Source organism: Halobacillus litoralis, from assembly GCF_020171725.1.
In the GTDB taxonomy this organism is placed as follows: Bacteria; Bacillota; Bacilli; order Bacillales; family Halobacillaceae; genus Halobacillus; species Halobacillus litoralis_F.
Genome location: NZ_JAIVAJ010000003.1, coordinates 140105 through 161681 on the forward strand (window position 1 = coordinate 140105; position 21577 = coordinate 161681).

Annotated in this window: 24 protein-coding genes; 20 read left to right on the top strand and 4 right to left on the bottom strand. The window is 48.3% G+C overall.

Going from position 1 to position 21577, the window contains the following annotated elements:
* Window positions 1–58: 58 nt before the first annotated feature.
* Genes LCM20_RS08130 through LCM20_RS08150 form a run of 5 tightly spaced genes read left to right on the top strand, consistent with a single transcriptional unit; the run spans window position 59 to window position 4510 of the window.
* Window positions 59–1036 carry a YncE family protein gene (locus LCM20_RS08130; protein WP_225194939.1) on the top strand — a complete coding sequence of 326 codons (978 nt, stop codon included), beginning with the start codon at window positions 59–61 and terminating at the stop codon, window positions 1034–1036.
* Entirely contained in the window at window positions 1033–1695 is a 663-nt protein-coding gene (locus tag LCM20_RS08135) for a response regulator transcription factor (RefSeq protein WP_225194940.1), read from the top strand. The genes LCM20_RS08130 and LCM20_RS08135 overlap by 4 nt, the downstream gene beginning before the upstream one ends.
* A 37-nt stretch (window positions 1696–1732) precedes the next feature.
* Complete coding sequence (locus LCM20_RS08140) at window positions 1733–3100, top strand: sensor histidine kinase (protein WP_225194941.1); 1368 nt, start codon at window positions 1733–1735, stop codon at window positions 3098–3100.
* A gap of 15 nt (window positions 3101–3115) precedes the next feature.
* On the top strand, window positions 3116–3682 hold the full coding sequence (locus LCM20_RS08145) for an SCO family protein (RefSeq protein ID WP_225194942.1): 567 nt from the start codon (window positions 3116–3118) through the stop codon (window positions 3680–3682).
* A 15-nt stretch (window positions 3683–3697) separates the two neighbouring features.
* Window positions 3698–4510, top strand: coding sequence for a FixH family protein (locus tag LCM20_RS08150; protein WP_225194943.1), 813 nt, complete (start codon window positions 3698–3700; stop codon window positions 4508–4510).
* Window positions 4511–4557: 47 nt separating this feature from the next.
* Here LCM20_RS08150 and LCM20_RS08155 read toward each other — a convergent pair whose 3' ends face one another.
* Window positions 4558–4824, bottom strand: coding sequence for a hypothetical protein (locus LCM20_RS08155; protein WP_225194944.1), 267 nt, complete (start codon window positions 4822–4824; stop codon window positions 4558–4560).
* A 179-nt stretch (window positions 4825–5003) separates the two neighbouring features.
* On the opposite strand from LCM20_RS08155, the gene LCM20_RS08160 reads away from it, so the two are divergent.
* The 7 genes from LCM20_RS08160 to LCM20_RS08190 all read left to right on the top strand — a co-directional run bounded on the left by LCM20_RS08160 (window position 5004) and on the right by LCM20_RS08190 (window position 10401).
* Window positions 5004–5750: a TspO/MBR family protein gene (locus tag LCM20_RS08160; protein WP_225194945.1), complete on the top strand. Its 747-nt coding sequence runs from the start codon at window positions 5004–5006 to the stop codon at window positions 5748–5750.
* Window positions 5751–5801: 51 nt separating this feature from the next.
* Window positions 5802–6140, top strand: a complete 339-nt coding sequence (locus tag LCM20_RS08165; protein ID WP_225194946.1) for a hypothetical protein — start codon at window positions 5802–5804, stop codon at window positions 6138–6140.
* Window positions 6141–6161: 21 nt separating this feature from the next.
* The gene (locus tag LCM20_RS08170; protein ID WP_225194947.1) at window positions 6162–6848 is read left to right on the top strand and encodes a response regulator transcription factor; all 687 of its coding nucleotides are present in this window, start codon (window positions 6162–6164) and stop codon (window positions 6846–6848) included.
* Window positions 6845–8197 carry a sensor histidine kinase gene (locus tag LCM20_RS08175; RefSeq protein WP_225194948.1) on the top strand — a complete coding sequence of 451 codons (1353 nt, stop codon included), beginning with the start codon at window positions 6845–6847 and terminating at the stop codon, window positions 8195–8197. The genes LCM20_RS08170 and LCM20_RS08175 overlap by 4 nt, the downstream gene beginning before the upstream one ends.
* A 44-nt stretch (window positions 8198–8241) precedes the next feature.
* A complete protein-coding gene (locus LCM20_RS08180) occupies window positions 8242–8766 on the top strand; it encodes a PepSY domain-containing protein (protein ID WP_225194949.1) in 525 nt (174 codons plus the stop codon).
* Between the two features lie 92 nt (window positions 8767–8858).
* Window positions 8859–9389, top strand: a complete 531-nt coding sequence (locus LCM20_RS08185; RefSeq protein WP_225194950.1) for a PepSY domain-containing protein — start codon at window positions 8859–8861, stop codon at window positions 9387–9389.
* 133 nt (window positions 9390–9522) lie between these two features.
* Window positions 9523–10401, top strand: a complete 879-nt coding sequence (locus LCM20_RS08190; RefSeq protein ID WP_225194951.1) for an alpha/beta hydrolase — start codon at window positions 9523–9525, stop codon at window positions 10399–10401.
* Window positions 10402–10448: 47 nt separating this feature from the next.
* On the opposite strand, the gene LCM20_RS08195 is transcribed toward LCM20_RS08190, so the two are convergent.
* From LCM20_RS08195 to LCM20_RS08205, 3 genes are all read right to left on the bottom strand, one after another.
* Complete coding sequence (locus LCM20_RS08195) at window positions 10449–11642, bottom strand: cytochrome P450 family protein (RefSeq protein WP_225194952.1); 1194 nt, start codon at window positions 11640–11642, stop codon at window positions 10449–10451.
* A 246-nt stretch (window positions 11643–11888) separates the two neighbouring features.
* Window positions 11889–12773 carry a TIGR03943 family putative permease subunit gene (locus tag LCM20_RS08200; RefSeq protein WP_225194953.1) on the bottom strand — a complete coding sequence of 295 codons (885 nt, stop codon included), beginning with the start codon at window positions 12771–12773 and terminating at the stop codon, window positions 11889–11891.
* A gap of 16 nt (window positions 12774–12789) precedes the next feature.
* The gene (locus LCM20_RS08205; protein ID WP_225194954.1) at window positions 12790–13782 is read right to left on the bottom strand and encodes a permease; all 993 of its coding nucleotides are present in this window, start codon (window positions 13780–13782) and stop codon (window positions 12790–12792) included.
* A 217-nt stretch (window positions 13783–13999) separates the two neighbouring features.
* Between LCM20_RS08205 and LCM20_RS08210 the strand changes: the two genes are divergently transcribed.
* The 8 genes from LCM20_RS08210 to LCM20_RS08245 all read left to right on the top strand — a co-directional run bounded on the left by LCM20_RS08210 (window position 14000) and on the right by LCM20_RS08245 (window position 21574).
* Window positions 14000–15127, top strand: a complete 1128-nt coding sequence (locus LCM20_RS08210; RefSeq protein ID WP_225194955.1) for a metal ABC transporter solute-binding protein, Zn/Mn family — start codon at window positions 14000–14002, stop codon at window positions 15125–15127.
* A gap of 68 nt (window positions 15128–15195) precedes the next feature.
* Window positions 15196–15609: an RrF2 family transcriptional regulator gene (locus LCM20_RS08215; RefSeq protein ID WP_225194956.1), complete on the top strand. Its 414-nt coding sequence runs from the start codon at window positions 15196–15198 to the stop codon at window positions 15607–15609.
* 113 nt (window positions 15610–15722) lie between these two features.
* Window positions 15723–16433: a nitroreductase family protein gene (locus LCM20_RS08220; protein ID WP_225194957.1), complete on the top strand. Its 711-nt coding sequence runs from the start codon at window positions 15723–15725 to the stop codon at window positions 16431–16433.
* Window positions 16434–16597: 164 nt separating this feature from the next.
* On the top strand, window positions 16598–17434 hold the full coding sequence (locus LCM20_RS08225) for a VOC family protein (RefSeq protein ID WP_225194958.1): 837 nt from the start codon (window positions 16598–16600) through the stop codon (window positions 17432–17434).
* Between the two features lie 57 nt (window positions 17435–17491).
* The gene (locus LCM20_RS08230) at window positions 17492–18688 is read left to right on the top strand and encodes a sensor histidine kinase (RefSeq protein WP_225194959.1); all 1197 of its coding nucleotides are present in this window, start codon (window positions 17492–17494) and stop codon (window positions 18686–18688) included.
* Window positions 18663–19337 (top strand): response regulator, encoded by a 675-nt coding sequence (locus tag LCM20_RS08235; RefSeq protein ID WP_225194960.1) that lies wholly within the window; start codon window positions 18663–18665, stop codon window positions 19335–19337. Before LCM20_RS08230 ends, LCM20_RS08235 begins: the two co-directional genes overlap by 26 nt.
* Before the next feature lie 126 nt (window positions 19338–19463).
* The gene (locus LCM20_RS08240; RefSeq protein WP_225194961.1) at window positions 19464–20390 is read left to right on the top strand and encodes an ATP-binding cassette domain-containing protein; all 927 of its coding nucleotides are present in this window, start codon (window positions 19464–19466) and stop codon (window positions 20388–20390) included.
* An 11-nt stretch (window positions 20391–20401) separates the two neighbouring features.
* Complete coding sequence (locus LCM20_RS08245; protein WP_225194962.1) at window positions 20402–21574, top strand: ABC transporter permease; 1173 nt, start codon at window positions 20402–20404, stop codon at window positions 21572–21574.
* Window positions 21575–21577: the final 3 nt, after the last annotated feature.

Below are 21577 nucleotides of genomic sequence, written 5' to 3' on the forward strand. Positions count from 1 at the left end.
TCTTTTATACTAGTAACTGCTGGGCAAACTTGTAGTAAACGAAAGGTTAGAGGCTTTCATGAAAAAATATAGAGTGACGTTATTTGTGCTGTTGGTCGTTATATTGAGTGCATGTCGTGGACAGACGATTCACCTGCCGGAAGGAACAGATGAATCCGTACTTATTTCACATTTGAAGGATACGAAACTATCGGTGATGTCTGAAGATGGGGAATCTGTTACACAGACTGAGATAGAGGTTTCGGTTGCAGGGATTGCAAGAATTGACTCTGACAGGGTCGCTTTTACGACGAAAGATCAATCTCCACTCTATTTACTCGACACGAGCAGTGGGGATTTAAAAGAGTGGGAGCAGGTCGGATCAGGAGTCAATGAGCTTCTTTATGATTCAGACAGTGGATATTTATACTTAGCAGACAGCGTGAACAGCTCCGTTCAAGTGTTTGATACAGAAAAGGGAGAAGTCATTGAAGAGGTTATGGTCGGTCAGCTTCCTCTATCCATGGCAGCGGATGAAGAGGGGATGCTTTACGTCGTCAATCAGAAGAGTTCCACGGTTTCGGTCATCAACATGGAAAATCACCAAGTAGAGCGGGAGTATCCGGTACCGTATTTGCCAGAGGGAATCTGGGTGCGCGATCAAAAAGTGTACATCGGGGGGCATGGTCCTGTCCATGGAGAGTTGAATCGTTACGTTTATGAGCTGGATGCCAAGTCTGGTGAACAGCTTTCCCGGATTCAAGTGGGGCTGATGCCTGTGAAATTGTTCAGTCCTGAATCATCATCGGACTTGTTTGTCGTATGCCATGGGTCACATGAAGTGTATAAGCTTCCTTTTTCCAACCCTGAGAACAGTGAGCGTTTAGAAGTAGGAGCCAATCCTTATGACATGACAGGGGACGGTGGGGCTCTTTACGTGTCGAACGTCGACAGCGATTCGTTGTCGATCATCGACCCTGTATCTTTTCAGATTGTGAAAGAAGTATCGATAGAGGGTGGGCCTGCGGCGATTGTGAAAGGAGGCGATCCTGAATGAGAGTGTTAGTCGTAGACGACGAACAAGATATGATTCACATGGTGAAGTCCTATTTGGAGAGGTACAACTACCAAGTGATGACTGCGATGGATGGAGTAGAGGCGGTTAAGGCTGCAAAAAATGAAGAGGTCGATTTAATCATTTTGGATATCATGATGCCGAAGATGGACGGGGTGACTGCATGCAGGGAAATCCGTTCGTTCTCAGATGTGCCGATCCTGATGCTGACAGCAAAGAGTGACCCGGATGATCGGGTGATAGGGTTAAGGACCGGAGCGGACGATTACATCGTGAAGCCGTTCAGTCTAAAAGAACTGCTTGCCCGTGTGGAAGCCACTCTCAGAAGATCGAAAGGGTTCCAGACAGAGGAGCACCTTTTTCAACATAAAGAATTAATGGTGGATTTGAGAGGGCATGTTGTAGAGGTGGAAGGTCAGCGGGTAAATCTGACTCGTAAAGAATTTCTCCTTCTTTCTTTTCTCGTTCAGCATGTAGGACAGGTGTTCACAAGAGAACAGCTTCTCGATCGAATTTGGGGGCTGGAAAGTGGAGGAACGATGAGAACCGTCGATACCCATGTGAAGACGCTGCGCCTGAAGCTGAAATCGGCTGGAGCCTATATTCAAACCGTCTGGGGTGTTGGTTATAAATTTTCCTAAATGGTTCAATCGTTTAAAACTGAAGCAGAAAATATGGATGACCGTCGCCTTTGTCTCGATTTCGACAGTAGGAGTGGGGTTCGGACTGACCTTCTATTTATATGAACGGTTTTACGTTGATAATCAAAAAGACCTGCTTCTTCTTCAAGGGCGCAATTTGGAAGCGGTTTATCAGGAAGAAGGAAATAGTGATCTTTTTCAAGAGCGGTTGAAGTGGGTCAATGAAGATTCAGAAGCGGAAGCGCTCTTCGTTCAGAATCCGATGAAATTGAGTGCTTCGCTTCCATATGAGCCTTCTGTAAGTGAGTCGTTCATCAACTTCGAGGAGCGGCAGCAGTTGTTGCAGGGGGAGACGGTAACGCTGGTAAGGCAGCACGCTGTGATTGAACAGGATATCCTTGCCGTAGCCGTCCCTTTATTGGAGGGAGACCGTTTATCGGGTGCAATTTTTCTTTACATGCCGTTGGATGATGTGTACCAGCCCTTCGAGTCGATTCGCTACATATTACTCGGGGTCATGGGCTTGATCCTTCTCGTCACATTTTGGGGAGGACGGAAAGTCGCGAATCAATTGGTGCTCCCTTTACGGAAAATGGAGGCGGCTTCTAAGAAAATGGCCGGCGGGGACTTCTCTAAACGCATACATGTCTCTTCTACAGATGAAATGGGGTCACTCGCTTCGTCCTTCAATCAGCTGGCGAAGTCACTTGAAGAGGTGGAAGAAAACCGTCGGGAATTCCTCCAGAACGTGTCACACGAATTAAGGACGCCTCTTAGTTATATGAGAGGGTACACAGAGGCGATTATGGAGGGCGACGTGGAAGATGCGGAAAAGGAAAAATATATTCGCATCATCCACCAGGAGACCGATCGATTGACACGCTTAGTTCATGATTTGTTGGACCTTGCCCAGCTTGAAGGGGATTCGTATCCAATGAGGTTGGAGCCGATTCCTTTTGCTCAGCTTGTCCATGATGTCGTCGACCGTTTCCGGCTTCGTCTGAGTCAAAAAGAGATCCCGCTGAAGCTGGATTTGGATGAAGAGGCGGTGATCGAAGGGGATCCAGATCGATTGGAGCAGGTGTTCAGTAACTTGCTGGACAACGCGCTCCGGTATTCGGAGAAAGGGCAGCTGATTGAAGTGAAGATGGTTCAAAAAGAAGGGAAGACGGTCCTCGTCATCAAGGACCACGGAAAAGGGATTCCGGTAGAAGACCTTGAGAAGATTACCGATCGCTTCTACAGGGTGCAGAAATCCAGAACCCGGGAAGCGGGAGGTTCAGGGCTTGGATTAGCCATTGTGAATCAGATTGTGACAAAGCATGGAGCAGACATTACCTTTCGTTCGACGCTTCAAGAAGGGACAGAGGTTTCGGTTGTGTTCGACTCGCTTGAGATGGATTAAAGGAGAGGTGGTCAAGTGAAGAAATACGTGTGGATGCTAGGACTTATTCTGTTTGTGTTGACAGCTTGTGGCGAAGAAATCGAAACGAACATGTCTGAAACGGTAGAGTCTTTCAGCTTCACGAACCAGGACAAAGAACAGGTCAGCTTAGAAGACTTGAAGGGATCATGGTGGGTGGCAGATACCATTTTTACAAACTGTGAAACTGTCTGTCCTCCTATGACTCAGAACATGTCGTTGCTGCAGGACAAGGTCCAGGAGGAAGGAATCAGTGTTCAGTTCGTTTCATTCAGTATTGATCCGAAGAATGATACGCCTGAGCAATTGAAGGCATTCGGAGATAAATTCGGAGCTGATTACAGCAATTGGTCGTTTTTGACGGGCTATGACTTTCAAACGATTAAGGAGTTTTCCATCAAATCCTTTCGTAACCTGGTTGGTGAAGTTCCAGACTCTGATCAATATATGCACGGAACGAGTTTTTTCTTAATAAATCCTGAGGGCAAAGCGATTAAAAGCTATAGTGGAACAAACCGGGCGGAGCTCGACAAGATTGTGAATGACCTGAAGAAAGTACAATAAGAAAGGATGAATACGATGAAAAAGAAATATCTATGGATGATGCTTGCCGTTGTAGGAATCTTGGTCTTTTCGGCATGTGGATCATCGGACGCAGGGGATGAGAGCGAGACAGCAAGTGGAGAAGACGCGCTTCCTCTTCCGATTGAAGTTGAGATCTCCACAGAACCTGGCCTAGACGCACTTGAGGTGGGAGAGTCCTTTACGATTCAGGCGAAAGTTACGCAAGGCGACGAGCTTGTGAGTGACGCAGATGATGTTCAGTTTGAATTTTGGAAAAAGGATCAGGACTCTGAGGAGCACGATATGGTAGACGGAGAGCCGCAAGGAGAGGGCATCTACTCGATCGAGAAGCAAGTAGAGGAAGCGGACGTATATTACGTAGTCGCTCACGTAACAGCAAGAGATATGCACAATATGCCGAAACAAGAGCTTGTCATCGGTGATGTAGCACAGGAAGAATTGCAGGAAGCAGAAGAGCATCATAATGAAGAGGAAGGACATGATCACAGTCATGAAGGCGATCATAGTCATGCCACGGACGTCATGACACACATTATGCTTGAGGACCTCATTTCAAAAGGAGAGGAAACGCGTCTGATGGCTCATGTCATGAATGGCGAAGCACCCGTGTCAGAGGCAGAGGTACGCTTTGAGGTGTGGAAAGATGGAGCGGAAAAACATATGTTTCTAGATGCAGAGGAGACGGAGAACCAAGGCGAATACGCACTTGCCCATACTTTTGAAGAGAGTGGTACGTATCAGGTGAAGCTTCATGTCGTAAAAGGGGATCTTCATACGCATAAGGAGAAAAGCATAACGGTTGAATGATTACAAAGAAGAAGCGCCTGCAGGAAAATGTCTGTAGACGCTTTTTTTCATGAATCGGCTAAGTCTTGAATAGGTTCCCACGAACGCGCATAGATTCTCACGCGATCGATTTCCATAAAAAAAGAGTGACCCTCGCCAGGAGAGTCACTTTCGATGATGCTTATGCTCTTCGATAAGATTAAAGAGGACTTGATGACTGAGGTGCTTGAGGCCATACAACAGACTTGATTGAACTGCTGAAGGCGAACCAGAATGGCCCCCAGCGCGTCCATGAGTACGAGTCCTTCTACAAAGACCAAAGCCAGAGCATCCATCCTCTTTTTTGATTGACCTTCTTCAGCCAGCAGGACTTCCTTATAGAAATCTTTAACCTATGCTCATCGAGGAAGCCACCTCTCTTTCGACTTTTTGAATTGAGATTCTACAAAATGATTGGAAATAGGTAGAACAAGGAATAGTAAAGGGTACAAAGGTTGGAAAGAAGGTGTGAAAGGTGAGAAATTTACTTACAGCGTTTTTGGCTTATTTGATTGTACTTACAGTGAACGCGCTTGCGAATATACTGCCGTTGAATGGGCAGACAACAGGTGAGATTTCAAACCGGCTCAATGTTCTGTTTACGCCGGCGGGATATGTGTTCAGCATCTGGGGACTGATTTATCTGCTGCTTGGCATTTGGCTGGTCCGTCAGCTTCCTTCCTACAAAAGGGATCGGTATAAATACCGGAACACGAGAGGTCTCTTTGTGCTGAGCTGTCTGTTGAACAGTTTGTGGATTTTCATGTGGCATTATGAGTTTTTTGCCGTATCTGTTGTCGTGATGCTTGGGTTGTTAGTGACGCTGATCCGTTTGTATGTCCGGATGAAGGATGAGGGCGGGACGTTTTTCGATGTCCTTCCATTTTCGGTGTATCTCGGCTGGGTCAGTGTGGCGACGATTGCGAACATCAGTTATTTCCTGAATGTGATTGAATGGAACGGCTGGGGACTATCATCTTCTGTGTGGACGTTCCTGCTTATCATCGTTGCGACGATCCTAGCGATTGTCGTATTGTTCAAGGAAAATGATCGCATTTATCCACTGGTCTTCATATGGGCGCTGATCGGAATCGGGGTCCAGAATGCAGAGGGCGGTGTGCCGGTCGTCGTGTATACGGCCTATGCAGCGGCGGTAATCTTAACGATTTTCGTCGTGTACCGATTGTTCAAACCGAAGAAGCGGTATATTTTCAGTAAGTGATAGAAGGATTGCCGCACCCGTTATCGAATGGAAAAAGAAAGAGGTGATGAGATGAAAAAGTGCTTTCTTCTATTCTTTCTTTTTCTACTGATTGGGTGTCAGGCGGAGGAAACGGAATCGTTCGTTGAGTCAAATGGCTCGTATCAAGCCGAGCTGACCATTCGTGGTGTAACGTATATGTCGCTTGGGCAATGGAACGAAGGGCAGTACACAATAGAGGAAGAAATCGGGGAAGTGAAGACGAAAGTGGACCTCGATTACAGAGGAGATGCACCAGAGGGGATCTCCTCTAATTATTTGAATGAAGGGACACCGATTTACAGTGTCCAGCAGTATTCAGATGTTTTTTTGGCTGAGAGAGAAGATGGTACATATGAGATCTTTGATTAGTGCATAGAGAGAGGGATCGTCATGACAAAGCCCAACATATTAGTCATTGAAGACGAAGAGAAAATTGCAAGGGTGCTGGAGCTTGAGCTGCGGTTTGAAGGGTATGAAGTGGAGAAAGCGTTGGATGGGCTCGAAGGATTGGAGAAGGTTCGGGAAGGTTCGTGGGATTTGATCCTGCTTGATGTAATGCTTCCTGAGATGAGTGGAGTCGACGTTCTGCGCCGGATTCGATCTGGAGATGACGCGACGAAGGTCATTATGCTGACTGCGAAGGATGCGCTCGATGATAAAGTGAGTGCGCTCGACCTTGGGGCGAACGACTATATTACTAAGCCTTTTCAAATGGAGGAATTATTGGCGCGTGTCCGTGCAGCGCTCCGTTCTCAGAAACCAAAGGAAGAGGAAGATGTGCTGCAAGTGGCGGATCTGAAGGTGAACGAAGCGACTCATGAGGTGCACCGGGGAACGGCATCCATCACACTTACGGCGACCGAGTTTTCACTGCTCGTCAGTTTTATGAAAAATGAGCGTCATGTCCTCGACAGGCAGCAGCTTCTCGATCTCGTGTGGGGTTACGATTATTATGGGGATTCGAATATTGTCGATGTGTATGTGCGCTACCTCCGCAATAAAATCGACAAAGGGTACGACCCGCAGTTGATTCATACGGTCAGAGGCGTAGGGTATGTCTTAAAGGATCCGCGATGAAGCTGTCTAACAAAATTCATGTGTATACGACCGTCTTATTCGTTGTCCTTCTCGTTGTGATTGATGTTGCGGTTTATATTTCATTTCAACGGATTCTGTTCCATGCGGAGGTCGAGCAGGCGAAAGAAGAGGCGAGGCAGGCATTGGAAGGTGTCAGTGGTGAGCAAGGTTCGTTCGCGGTTCAGGACCTCATTCGTGCGTACGTACCGCCGGGAGGGATGATTGAAATCGTTCTGCCCGATGGTCAGGAAGCGGCGACGGTGACAGGAGGAAGTCATCCGGAACTGGTCGATGAACCTTCAACGTTTCAAGCCGGTGAAACGACGGATATCAAGTGGATTGAGGAGACGCCCTATGCGTTTGTTTCATTACCGGTCATTTGGACAGACGGAGAGGTCGCGTCTTTGCAGCTGACCGAGACGATGGCTTCGGAAGCCGATACGCTCAATCAGCTGAGGTTTGTACTGATCGTCGTCACTCTGCTCGCGATCATCCCTTTGTTCATCTCTGCGCGTCTGCTTGGGAATCTCATCATCAATCCGATTACGACGCTGATTCAGACGATGAAGGGGATCAGGCGGAGTGGTCAGTTCAAGCGGATTGAGACGGAAGAGACGTCGAAGGATGAGCTTTATCAAATGAAGGAAACGTTCAACCAAATGATGGACCAGCTCGAGCTCAACTATAAAAGGCAGGAGGAGTTTATTTCGAATGCCTCTCATGAGTTGAAAACGCCTCTTACGATCATTGAGTCTTATTCGAGTCTCCTGAAGCGGCGTGGGGTGAAGAATGAGTCGCTTTTTCATGAATCCGTAGAAGCCATTCATTCGGAAGCCCTTCGGATGAAGGATTTGACCCAGCAGCTTCTTTTATTAGCGAAACAGGAGGAGCATTGGAATCTTCACATCGAGAAGCATGCTGTGACTGAGCTGTTGTCATCGGTGTCGAACGCTTTTGAGAAAGCGTATGGAAGAGAGGTCGTGCTTGAAGTGTCAGAGGATGCTGTGGTCGAGACGGATGAGCAGAAGCTGAAGCAGTTGCTCTACATTTTGATGGATAATGCCCGTAAATACAGTGATGGTGAGATCAGAATGGCGGCAAGCGTTCAGGAAGATGTGTGGCAGATCCGCATCATAGATGAAGGTGTCGGGATTCCGGAGGATAAGCTCCCGCACGTTTTTGAACGATTTTATCAAGTGTCAGAATCGAGAAATCGTGATGCCGGAGGATATGGACTCGGGCTTTCGCTTGCAAAAGACCTCGCGCGTGCGCTCGGCGGTGAGGTGGAATTGCAGAGTCGGGTAGGCGAAGGGACGACAGCTATTTTGACATTCGATCGTTCTCAGTGAATTTTCATTTTCACCGAGTAAGATGGAGGTAGAGGTGAGGACACATGAATAAAAAAATCGGGCTGATCGTCATCGCTTGTATCGTAACGGCTGTCATCGTCTGGCAGGGCTGGTCACTGTGGGCCGGACAATCGACCGTGACGGCGGATCAAGTGCGTGAACAAGTGCAGGCCCAATACAGTGGTGACGTTGTCGATATCGTGGAGGGAGATGAACGGTTTTTCATTTCCCTTCAAATCGAGACAGGCGACTATGAGCTGGAAGTATCGAAGGAAAGCGGAGAAATCATCCGGATGACAAGGGTTTCTGAAGGAACGCAGGACCCCAAAACTGAACCAAGTGGCGAGGACTCTTCGGAAGAACCGCAGCCTACTGAGCCGATCACCGAACAGGAGGCTTTATCCATCGCCCTGGCCGAGGTTGACGGGCAGGTTGATGATGTCGATTATGAATCAGAAGATGGTGAGGCCTTCTTTTTAATTGAAATCGAACGTGGTGAGGATCGGGAGGCGACGGTTCAAGTTCACGCCATCACAGGCGAGATTCTGTCGATTACGTGGGATGATTAGAACATTCTCATCAAACTCTCATTTTGTTCTTCTTTGTTTTTCATCTGCGGTGGTTATTCTATAACTAGAACGAATCACAAGGAGGAAACAAAATGAATAAAAAATGGATCATTGGTGCTGTAGCAGGAGTTGCTGTGCTGGGTGGAGCTTTTGGAGTCAGTGCGGTGACAGGTGCAGACGACGATCGTTTTCAAGAGAGTGACGTATCGATTACACAAGCAGAAGCGGAGGCCACTGCGACAGAAGAGGTCGGTACGCTGACGATTCAAGAAGTTGAAAAAGACCGCGATGGCGACCGTTATGTGTATGAAATCGAAGGGAAGGAAGCAGACGTTGATGTGGATGCCAATTCCGGTGAAGTGTTGAAGGTCGATCGTGAAGACGACAGCAACGACGACAACAGTTCAGCGAGCAACGTAACAGTAAATGTTACGAAAGAAGAAGCGGAGCAGACAGCTATTGATGAAGTGAATGTGGAGAATGCGAAGATTGTGGAAACCGAGCTTGATGACGATGGCCACTATGAAATCGAATTGAAAGATGGTCAGATGGAGTATGAAGTGAAGGTGGATGCGTCTACAGGTGACGTGCTGAAAAGTGAAAAGGAACGTGATGATGATTAATTGGGAAAAGCCTTGTGCAGCAAGGCTTTTTTCTTTGCTTATTTTTGAAGCAGTTGAAGAACGTTTCATAAAAGACTTATCATCCAATTTGTGGGAACCTGTGATAAGCTTATAGTATCTTGTCAAAAGTGAGGTGGGTAGCATTTCAAATCAAGCGTGTGAGTATTTTGTTGAAAAGGTCGGATCCGGGGAACCTGTTATTTTCCTTCCTGCCGGTGGGTTTTCAGGGAATGAAGGGTTAAATATAGCAGAACATTTAGAAGGTAGGTTTGAAACGCACCTTATTGATTTGCCGGGTTTAGGGAAAAGCAGGGGCATAGAAGGTAAAGTCACGTCCGAACTTTTAGCGGACTGGCTGAAGTCATACATAGATCAGATGGACATCGAAAAAGTAAACGTAATCGGACATTCTCTAGGAGGAGCGGTCTCGTTAGCTTTTGCCGTTCATTACCCTCAGCGCGTAAAGAATTTAATTTTACTAGACCAAGGACACAAGCCCTTTCCGAGAGTTCCAACATCAGAATTTGGTCCATTTGCATTTGCACTGCCTTTTCTAAATATAGGTTACAAGCTGTTTGGAGAGCGGTTCTTGAATAGGTTAGAACCCTTATTTACAAAAGATACCGCACAAGAGGTCAGCCAAGATCGTTTTGAAGAAGATATGAAGCGCTTTTGTGAGCATGTCCATACTGAAGCGAATCCCTATGTGCGTACAGCCTTAAAGCATCCAGCAGATTTTTCTGATAGAGGGCTTAATCTGATGTTTGGGTATTACAATCTCAACCTTCCTGAATTGCTGAAAAAGGTAACCGTACCGACTTACTTGTATTATGGAACCTTCAAAGATATAGATGAGAAAGAGCACAGAAAAACAAAGGAATACATAGAAAAACTTGAGGGGTTCAACCTTCCGATACGATATGTTTCCGTACCAGGTGGGCATTATGTACATTGGAATAAGGATTTTTCATTGGGCGGCTTGGAGCAATTCTTAAAAAAAGAAGCTTCTTAATATAAGCAGGGATTCCGATAAAGGGAATCCCTGCTTTTTTACACAATTTAGAGCTGTACAGGCAGAGAATCGAGTCCGCGTAGTAAGAAGACCCGGCGCCATTGTGGTGATGGACGGGATGCGTCTAAGTTGATATTCGGGAAACGCTCCAGCAATTTTTCGAGTGCGATTTTTCCTTCCAGACGGGCGAGCGGTGCACCGAGGCAGAAGTGGATGCCGAATCCGAATGCGACGTGGGCGTTGCGCTCTCGTGTGATATTGAAGGAATCTGCTTGTTCGAATTTTTCTTCGTCACGGTTGGCGGAGCTGATGGAGGCCATTACAAAGTCTCCCTTTCGAATCGACTGGCCATGGAATTCCATATCTTCACCTGCCCAGCGAGCCGTGGAAAAGTCGACCGGGCTGTAATACCTCAGCCCTTCCTCGATCGCACCAGAAATGAGTTGGTGATCTTCTTTCACCTGCTCCAGCTGGGCGGGATGTTCAAACAGGGCATGCATCGTATTGCCGATCAAGTTGACGGTCGTCTCGTGACCCGCAATGATCAGCAGCACGACCATTGAATAGAGCTCGTTCCGGCTCAGCTTATCCCCGTCTTCCTGGGACTCGATCAATTGGGAGACTAAGTCTTCTTCAGGATGGGCGCTTCCTTTTTCAAAGAGTTCGGTTAAGTATTGGGTGAAGGCTTCAACGTCTTGGATAAAGTCCTGATTCATTTCATCTTGAGCAGCAAGAATCGTATTGGACCACTTGCGGAATTTGTTACGGTCCTCAGTCGGCACCCCAAGCAGCTCGCTGATGACGATGATCGGCAGTGGGAAGGCATAGTCCTCAATCAAGTCGACGGGCTCTGATTTATCCTGTATGTCATCGAGCAGCTCTTCGGCGATTTGCTCGATGCGCGGTGCCAGATGCTTGATCGTTTTCGGATTGAAGGACGGCTGGACAAGTTTTCTTAGACGTGTGTGATCGGGCGGGTCGACATCTAACATCATATTCCCGAACAGGTTCGGCTCTCCGCTGTCATTTTCCTCGTTCTGATTAGAGAAAAGTTTACTCTGATCCTTTATGAAGCTTGGCGATTTCAAGAGTTCTTTGACGTGGTCATATTTCGTAACCATCCAGGAGGCCTGTGCGTTCTGCTCATTCATCGCAAATATCGGGTTCGTCTTGCGAAGGTGTTCGTAAAACGGGTAAGCGCCGACTTTGAAGTTCGATGTGTACACTTGTTCCATGTCCATGCTGAATTCCCCTTTCAATTTCTTTCCTTTATCTGGATTATACGCTCTATCCACTCAACTTTGAAGAATCTCGCATCCTATCAAACTGAAAATGGTAGAGAGAAGGAGGGTCAAGTCGTTTTTCTGACTACGGACGTTGAGAAATGGTAGAGAAGAGCCTCGTCATGTCCGTTTTAGGAAGAACAAAGCTTCGAAAGTGTCGAGAGAGATTTTCTCACAACACTTTCGAGGCTTTTCTTCAGTCTATTATCCTGTATATTCGAGTTTTTCATAGACATAGGGCTCATCGGGAGCTTCGATGGGCTTAATTTCGGTAGGTATGATGAGCGGCAGCTCCCAGCCGTTGAATTCGACCTTTTCAAGAACGCCACGCACCTCGACCCACGTATCATTTTTATATTGATTCAGGTCTTCGGACTCAACAAGCATGCCGTACACGCCTCCGTCGGCAACGCAGCAGCTGATGCCGAAGCGGCCGACGACCATTTGATCGGAAGGGAAGTCGTTCTCCCGGAAGACGAAGCCATGAGTGACGACCTCCTTGCCGACATAATCATCCATCCCGTCTTCTAATAGTGAAATGGTGCCGATATAGTTGTCTTTATGAAGCACGAGCTTGTCATTCTCCTGCATGTCTTCATAAAGCTCCGGGTACAGGTCCTTTGGAGTCAGTACGCCCGGGTTTTCCAGGATGACGTTATTTCCAGGCTGAGCTTCATCGTCTCCCGGCGCGGTCTGTTCATCAATGTTTTCCTTCGTCGCAGCCGAACGCATTTCGTATTTGAACCCTTTATTGGCCGCTGCAGAACTGCCGAGAATATGGTCTGAGAACATCATTCCCGTCATAATCGGAATGATGAAAAGTAAATAGATGCCGGTTGATTTCAAGCGGGAAGCGGAGTAGTCATGGTCATGTCCGCAACTGCAGCTGTCGTCATCCTCCTCGAATCCACTTTTGAAATATTGGATGATCGCAAGGATGGCAAGAACCGCAAGCGTGAAGTACATGTACGGCATCATGCGCGGGGCGATGAACTTCTGGATATCGCCTGACAGAATGATTTTCAACAAAAACAAGAAGAACCCGAACAAGATGACACTTCGAAAGAATTGATGGAACTGCCGGTTCATATGTACCTCTCCTTTTTTATAAAATGAATGTCTGATAGACGAGTGTAATTACATAGACCGTAATGGTGACGACGATCAGAAAGCCGAGTACGAAGCGCTTCTTGAAGTACGCCAGCATAAGGATCGTGTTCTTTAAGTCGGTCATCGGTCCATACACAAGGAAAGCGAGTATGGAGCTTGATGAGAAAAGTCCTTTGAACGACGAAGCGACGAACGCGTCAGCTTCGGAGCAGAGCGATAGAATATAAGCGAGTCCCATCATGACAGCCGGTCCTGCCAGGGCACCGGTTCCGATGTTGACTAGCGCTTCACGCGCCACAAAGGTTTGAACAGCACTTGCAACAAGAGCTCCGATGATCAGGAACTTCCCCATATCAAAGAACTCATCACTCGCATGTTGGAAAACCTGTGCGATTTTATTTCCGCCATCATCATGGTGGTTGTGGGAGTGGGCCGTGTGGCTTGCGTGAAGGACGTTACGGTTTCCGTACACTCTGTAAATTAAGGCACCGATCATCAAAGAAGCGAAGAACGCCAGTCCCATACGAGCCCACGCGATGGATGTGTCTGTCTGAAAGGCGTAGAACGTAGACAAAAAGACGATTGGATTTAATACAGGTGCGGAAACGAGAATGACGATTCCGACATGAAGAGGCATTCCCTTTTGCAGAAGCCTTCTTACGATGGGGACGATGGCGCACTCACAAACAGGGAAAATAGCGCCAATGGTGACCGCAGGGACGAGAGCGAGCGCAGGATTTTTCGGAATGAAACGCTTCAGCGTCTCTTCTTTTATGAAAATCTGGATGACGGATGAGATAAATACACCGAGCAGCACGAACGGGATCGCTTCGAGCACGATGCTGATCCACATCGTATTCATATCCAGCAGTGAGGACGGAATATCAAGCCAGTCCATTGAAAAAAAGTCAGCGAACAGAAACAGGGCGAGGAATCCAATCAGTACGAGATAACTGATTTTTGAGATGGATGCAGAGGTGTTGTTCATTCTTTAACTCCTTCCGTAAAACGTAACGGTTATCATTTAGACACCTTACATTAACTATCAAACCGCTCATTTTGTCAATAGTCTTATGAACCACTCTATGAGATTCAAATGAAAATAGAATCGTTTGAATCAAATAAAAAGTAACCATTACCATTTACAATTTGTAATGGTTACGATAAACTGTTTTTGGATGAAACAAAAGGAGCGTATGAATACTATGAATAAATGGATAAAGTTTGCGTGGGTGATCGGTCTTGTTGCGTTTTTGGCAGCTTGCAGCTCTGAAACGGCTTCAGACGATCCCGCTTCAAATGAAGAGACAACAGAAGAGGGCCTTGAGATTTACACAACCGTCTATCCCCTTCAATATTTTGCTGAACAGATTGCAGGAGAAGATGCGAATGTGACATCGATCCTTCCTCCGGGGTCTGACCCACATACCTTCGAACCGACAACGAAAGAGATGATCAGCATCGCAGAAGCCGACCTGTTCATTTATAACGGGGCAGGGCTCGAAGCTTATGCTGAACAGATCTCAGAAACGGTTGAACCTGAAGGTGTACAGATCTTGGAAGCCTCAAAAGGTCTTGAATTGACGGAGCATGTCCACGCTGAAGGCGAAGACGAACATGCTCATGAAGACGAACATGCTCATGAAGAAGAGCATGCACACGAAGACGAACATGCCCATGAAGAAGAGCATGCCCATGAAGAAGAGCATGCTCATGAAGAAGAGCATGCACACGAAGAAGAGCATGCCCATGAAGAAGAGCAAACGAAGGAAGATCAAACAGGACACGAAGGGCATAACCACGGGGACCAGAACCCTCACGTCTGGCTCGATCCGATTCTCGCTGCCCAAATGGCTGAGAATATAAAAGATCAGCTTGTTGAGATCAATCCGGACAAAGAAGATACGTATCAGGAGAACTTCGAGAACTTACAGACGAAACTGCAGGATCTCGATCAATCGTTCCATGATCAGCTTCAAGAACTTCCGAAGAATCAAATCATCGTCTCGCACGCAGCGTACAGCTATTGGGAGCAGTCTTACGGTCTTGAGCAAATCGCCGTATCCGGCCTGAGCCCGACGAGTGAACCGTCCCAGAAAGAACTGGAGAATATTATCGAAGTAGCTTCTGAGAATAACTTGAATCATGTCTTGTTCGAACAGAACATTACACCGAAAGTTTCAGAGGTTGTCAGAAAAGAATTGAACGCAGAGGCCCTCAGAATTCACAACTTGTCTGTTTTGACAGAAGAAGATATCCAGAATGAGGAGACCTACTTCACGCTGATGGAAGGCAATCTGGAGAAGCTGAAGGAAGCCTTGTCTGGTGAATAAATACGGGCAGTCGTTTTGACTTTTGTTTGAGGATGTCTCAAAATATACCTTGGATAAGAGGTGAAACGATGTCAGAGAAAATGAATAATGTGCGTTGGTTCAGTATGGCATTGAAAGCATTGATCGTCCTCGCTGAAAATGAGAACCGCTGTCCGAGTGGGAAGCTTGCTGAGAAGCTGGAATCCCGGTCCGTCTACCTGCGTAAGATTCTTACGCATCTCGTTAAAGCGGATATCATCAGCGCAAAAGAAGGACGCGACGGTGGATATTCTCTCAGCAGACAGCCCGAGGAGATCGGGTTAGCTGAAGTATATGAAGCAGTCAGTGCCGAGACCGTATCCAAGGAATTCTTTGAGGCAGAGGGAACATGCTGTTTTTCACAAACCTCGAGAAAGTCCCTTGGCGAATTACAACTCGATATGGAGTCATGGGTCGTGGAAGGTTTGAAAACCAAAACGTTGAATGACTTGCTTGAACAATAGAACGAGGCGGCCGATCCGCTTCGTTTTATTTTTATAAGTAACTGTAGTTGACAGAAGAACAGTTATAATTCTATACTGTATTTGTTGAAGATACAGTTAAAGGAGAGATTATAATGTCCAATCAATCTATGACAAAAGAAGAATATTTAAATAAAGTGAAAGAAATCGATACGACGAAAGAAGCGCCGAAAGTGTTGGAGGATACGGATTTCCTAACCGTTGCGAATGAGCGTCGTTCTGTACGCCAGTACGATCCTGAGTTCAAAATCGATCGTGAGGAAATCAAGGAGCTGTTGGAAACAGCAACGCTTGCTCCGTCATCCTCGAACCTACAATCGTGGCGATTCCTCATCATTGATGAACAGGAAGAAAAAGAACGCCTACTTCCGATTGCAAACAATCAACAGCAGATCACAGACGCATCAGCCGTCATCGCCGTACTTGGTGACAAAAAAGCCTATGAAAACGCAGAGCAGATCTATTCCCAAATCGCTGAAAAAGGCAATATGCCGGAAGATATCAAAAACATGTACGTGAACAGTATCTTTGATAATTACGGTAACTTCCCTGAAGAGCGCCTTGCCAAAATCGCTCATATCGATGGTGGTATTGTCGCGATGCAGCTGATGCTTGCGGCGAAAGCGAAAGGCTATGACACGGTTCCGATGGGTGGCTACGATGAAGAGCAGTTCCTTGAAGCATTCAATGTGCCGGATACGTACACTTCTGTCATGTTGATCTCACTTGGAAAAGGAACGAAGGCTGGATTCCAGAAGACGCGTCTTCCATTAGAAGATGTGGTGCAGTGGAACCGATACGAATAACTCACCCAGACGCTCATCCAGGACGGATGAGCGTTTTTCTATATAGGTCGTGTGGCGCGGGAAAGAAACGCGCTCCGCTTAGAAAGTGGTAACAGAACCTTATCCACTCTCTTGTGTAGTTGTGAGATAAGCTCGTATAGTAGAAGAAAAGAGGAGGAGAGGGAATGGAAGAGAAGTTTTTTCAGAAGCCTGCTACGTATGTGGATGTTGTCGGGTTACAGGTCACGGACTTGAAGAGGTCGCTTCGTTTCTATCATGAAAGGCTGGGGCTTCAAGTGCTGGAACAGATGGAGAATCGAGCGGTGCTTTCTGCGGACGGAGTTCGACCTTTGCTTGAACTGGAAGAGCCGCAGTCTGTGGAGTCTAAGGACAGCCGTGCTGTCGGACTGTATCACTTCGCTATTCTAGTGCCGGAGCGCGGCGACGTTGGGCGGTTGATTCAGCATTTATCTAAAGAGGGAATTCCAATTGGCGGAGCGGACCACCTAGTCAGCGAAGCGATTTATTTTAACGATCCAGACCAAAACGGAATTGAAGTCTATGCGGATCGCTCAGCTTCAGAGTGGCAGTGGGCAGGTCATGAATTGAAGATGACGACGGATCCGCTGGATGTTGATGGGCTTGTGCAAGCCGCCGGTCGTAACTGGGACGGCTTCCCGTCAGCAACACGGATGGGGCACATCCATTTGACGGTTCAGGATTTAAACGAGACGCTTCGTTTCTATACGGAGGGGCTCGGGTTCAAGGTTACGAATCATATGTTTCCGCAAGCGGCTTTCTTGTCGACCGAGGGCTATCACCACCATTTGGCGTTGAACACGTGGAAAGGGGAAGGCGCTCCTATGCCTTCTTCAAAGAGCGCTGGATTGAAGGAGTTCACGGTCGTGTTTCCGAGTGATGAGGAGAAGCATCGGGCTGTTAAAAGCTTGGAAGAGATGGGGCTCTCTCTTCAAGAGGGTATAGTAATCGATCCTTCCGGGAATTCCGTTCGTCTCGTGTGAAAATCAGTACACGTCATCCTCTCAGTCATGTAGACTAGTAGAAAAGAGGTGGCGCCATTGAAAAACTTGAATATCATACGACTTGCGATGTTTTACTTGATCACTTCCGTCTATTATTTGAATTTTCCTGACACAAACCTTCATATGGCCGTCGTCATCGTCGCCATAATCGGGTTCACGGTGACCCACTTCCTCCTGTACGGACCAAGGGGAGAGGAGTGGCTCGCCTACATATTAGCAGTCAACTTCACCTTAATCTTTATTCTCGGCATGCTCGATCCTGGATCTACCGTCTATTTGATCTTGTTCGGTGTAGATGCCGTGACGTTGTTCACAGTGGAAAACCGCAGGAAGGTCATTCTTCCTTTTGTTCTCTTGTTTGGCGCGATGTTCATTACAATCAATCTTTATTCCTACCAGGTCACAGACAGCTTTTCGATTTTCGAGAACTTGATCAGTGGCGCGTTTGTCGTGTTCAGTGTCATCGTCGGTCGGTTGATTTACCGGTTGATGGAGGCGCAGGAGACGGTAAGCGAACAGTACGGCGAGCTGAAGGATGCCCATGATCAGCTGAAGCAGTACTCGGAGCAGGTCGAGGAATTGACGGCGATTGAAGAACGGAACCGCATTTCGCGGGAAATTCACGATACGGTCGGGCATAAAATGACGGCACTCCTCATGCAGCTTCAGGTCGCGCGGGAGCTTCAACAAGCCGATCCTGATAAGAGTGCATCCGCCCTTCAAGTGTCGGAGGACCTCGCCCGCGAAGCCTTGCATGAGACGAGAATGTCAGTGCGGACGCTCCAATCCACTAGAGAAGATGCGCGTTCTTTTGTGACAAAAGTGAGAGAGCTGCTTGAGGATTATGAGCGGCAGACGGGACTTGAGTCGATGTTTCACGTGGAAGGAGAGCCCACCAATCTTCCGCCCACGATTCAGTTGACGATGACCCGGCTTGTGCAGGAATCGTTGACCAATGCCGTCAAGCACGGCCATGCGAAAACGTGTGAAGTCGAACTCATCACGGAAGAAGAGCGTGTCACCCTTCACATCACAGACGATGGAAAAGGGGCAGGCGATGTGCAGTTCGGGTTCGGCATGACGAACATGCGGGAACGCGTGCAGGAATACGGAGGCAGGCTCACCTTTGAAACACAGCCGGACAAAGGTTTCTCCTTACGTGCGGTGTTCCCTTTAAGACGAATGACTTGGAAAGTAGGTGGCGGACATGATAACCCTTATGATCGTAGATGACCAGGAATTGATGCGCGACGGATTGGCGACGATTCTCGACTTGAAGCAGGAGCTGTCTGTCGTCGGCGTCGCGTCTGATGGACGGGAAGCGTATGAAATGGCACTTGAGAAAAAGCCGGACATCGTGCTGATGGATATCCGGATGCCGGGGACGAACGGCGTCCAAGGAGCGAACCTCATTACCTCATCCCTGCTCGATACGAAGGTCCTGATGCTGACGACATTCTCGGACACCGAGCTGATTTTAGAAGCCCTGACCGAAGGCGCCCACGGGTATCTTTTGAAAGACATGCCGACCGACTCCATCGTCCAGGCCATCATGACCGTGCACTCAGGCGGTATCGTTCTCCCACAGGCCCTCACTGCAGAAATCATGAGCGAAATGAAACGCAGACAAGACTTGGAAAAGGACATCTTCCCGTCTCAGAACGTCCCGGAGATCATCCACGATTTGACCGAACGCGAGCGGGAAGTGTTGAAGAAGCTTGGCGAAGGCTTGAACAACAAAGAAATCGCCGCCCAACTCTATATCTCAGAAGGCACGGTGAAGAACCACGTCTCGCACCTGATCGGCAAACTGGAGGTGCGCGACCGCACGCAAGCCGCGATTTTCGCAGTCCGCTACGGCATCACCACCTTCACGTCATGACTTTTGGCACATGCCGAGGCAGCTACTCCAGCTGTCTTTTTTTTATGCAAATCTATCGCTCGGGAGATTCCCTTTTTTCCAAACGAAGGTACGCTAGAAACATCAATCAGACGAGGAGTGAACGGAATGATCGAGGTGAAAGAGCTGAAGAAGAGTTACGGGCAGAAGGAAGTCGTGAAGGATGTGTCGTTCAAGTTGGAAAAAGGGGAAGCGTTCGGCCTGCTGGGTCCGAATGGGGCCGGGAAGTCGACCACGATCGCGATGATCTGCGGGCTGGTGCCGTATGACGGGGGCGGCATTCTATGGGGGGACCAGCCAATGAGCCCGTCGATGAAGAGGCGGGTCGGCATTGTGCCTCAGGAAATTGCGCTCTACCAGACGATGTCGGCACGTGAGAACTTGTTGTTCTGGGGCAGGATGTACGGATTGTCCCGGAAAGAGGCGAAGAAGCGTGCGGATGAGGTGCTTGCGATTGTCGGGCTGACGGAGCGTGGGAAGGAAGCGGTGGAGACGTTCTCAGGCGGAATGAAGCGCCGGGTCAACATCGGAGCGGCACTCATGCACAATCCAGAGCTTCTGATCATGGATGAACCGACCGTCGGGATTGACCCGCAGTCGAGGAATCACATCCTCGAGACCGTGAAGAAGTTGAATCATGCGGGGATGACGATGATTTATACGAGTCACTATATGGAGGAAGTCGAGTTCCTCTGTGACCGCGTCGGTATTATGGATCACGGTGAGGTGATTGCGAGTGGGACGCATAAGGAACTGTGCCGGCGTCTAGTCGGAGGTACGGTCATCCGCTTGGAGCTTGAGGAAGCGAATGAAGCGGGCGTGAAGGCGCTTGAGCAGCTGAGTGGCGTGGATCAAGTCACTGTTCAGGAGGAGCAGAAGGTCTATGACTGTTTCGTCACAAGTCCTCATGAAGTGATGAGCGGGATGATGGAGACGGTTGTCGAATACGGGATTAAGGTCTCGTCGATGGAAGTGCAGGAGCCGAATTTGGAAGCGGTGTTCCTGCAGCTTACGGGTCGGACATTACGAGATTAGGAGGGAAGTAGATGTTTACAATTGCGATGAAAGATGTATGGCTGCGTCTGAAAGATAAACGGGGACTCGTATCCATGCTGCTGATGCCGATTCTATTGACGGCGATTCTCGGATCGGCGCTCTCTGGGAATTTTTCCGAGTCAGCGTCGATGCCTGATACAACGGTCGGCGTCACGTTCGATGAAGACGACTCCCTTTCTAAACAGTGGGTCGAGGAGACGATGCCTGGTGATGAAGTGTCCGTCGTTACGTTTGCGGATCGTGAAAAGGTTGAAAAAGCACTTGAGAAGCAGGAAGTGGATGTCGGGGTGCTTCTGCCGGATATGTGGGGACAGAAGATGGCGACCGCTGACGTCACGGTTCTGACCGATCCGGATAAAACGATGCAGGCGTCCATTGTCGAGGCTGTACTCCATGCCTATATCGACCGCGTGAATGCCGTCGGGACAACCGCAGAACAGTTTGCGGAGGAGCTTTCAGCTGTTGGGGGTGTTGAGGTTACGCCTGAAACAGAAAACCTTGTTTCGGATATGAGTGTACTTGCTCAATCGAACGAGGGAAGGGTGGCGACAGCAACGGATGGAGGAACTTCCGTGACGGGCATGCAGTATTATGCGGCGGCGATGGGCGTCATGTTCCTACTGTTCAACGCCACGATTGGAGCACGATCCATTCTTGAGGAGCGGCATTCAGAGACGCTTGCCCGGCTTGCGATGACACCGCATCGATCGTTTCACATCATCGGTGGGAAATTTATCGGGACGCTGTTGTTTTCCCTTGTCCAGTTCGGCCTCTTTCTGGCGGCAACACACCTTATGTTCCAAGTCTCATGGGGAACGAACCTCCTGCAGGTCTTCGCAATAGGCTTTACGTACGCGTTCGCCGTCTCGGGCATTGCGATGATGCTTGCGGGGATTGTAAAAGAAGAGAAAACAGTCGACAGCATCGGAGGCATCGGCGTTCAAATCCTCGCCCTGCTCGGAGGTTCGATGATTCCCGTTGCCGCCTTCCCAGACGCCATCCAGATCATTTCCAACGCGATTCCGAACAACTGGGCGCTGGATCAGTTCGTGCACGTGATGACCGGAGCCGCATGGAGCGACCTGATCCTTTCGATGACCGCCCTCGTCATGGTTGGCTTAGGAACGCTGATTCTAGGATGGGTCAGATTACAAGTGAGATAAGGA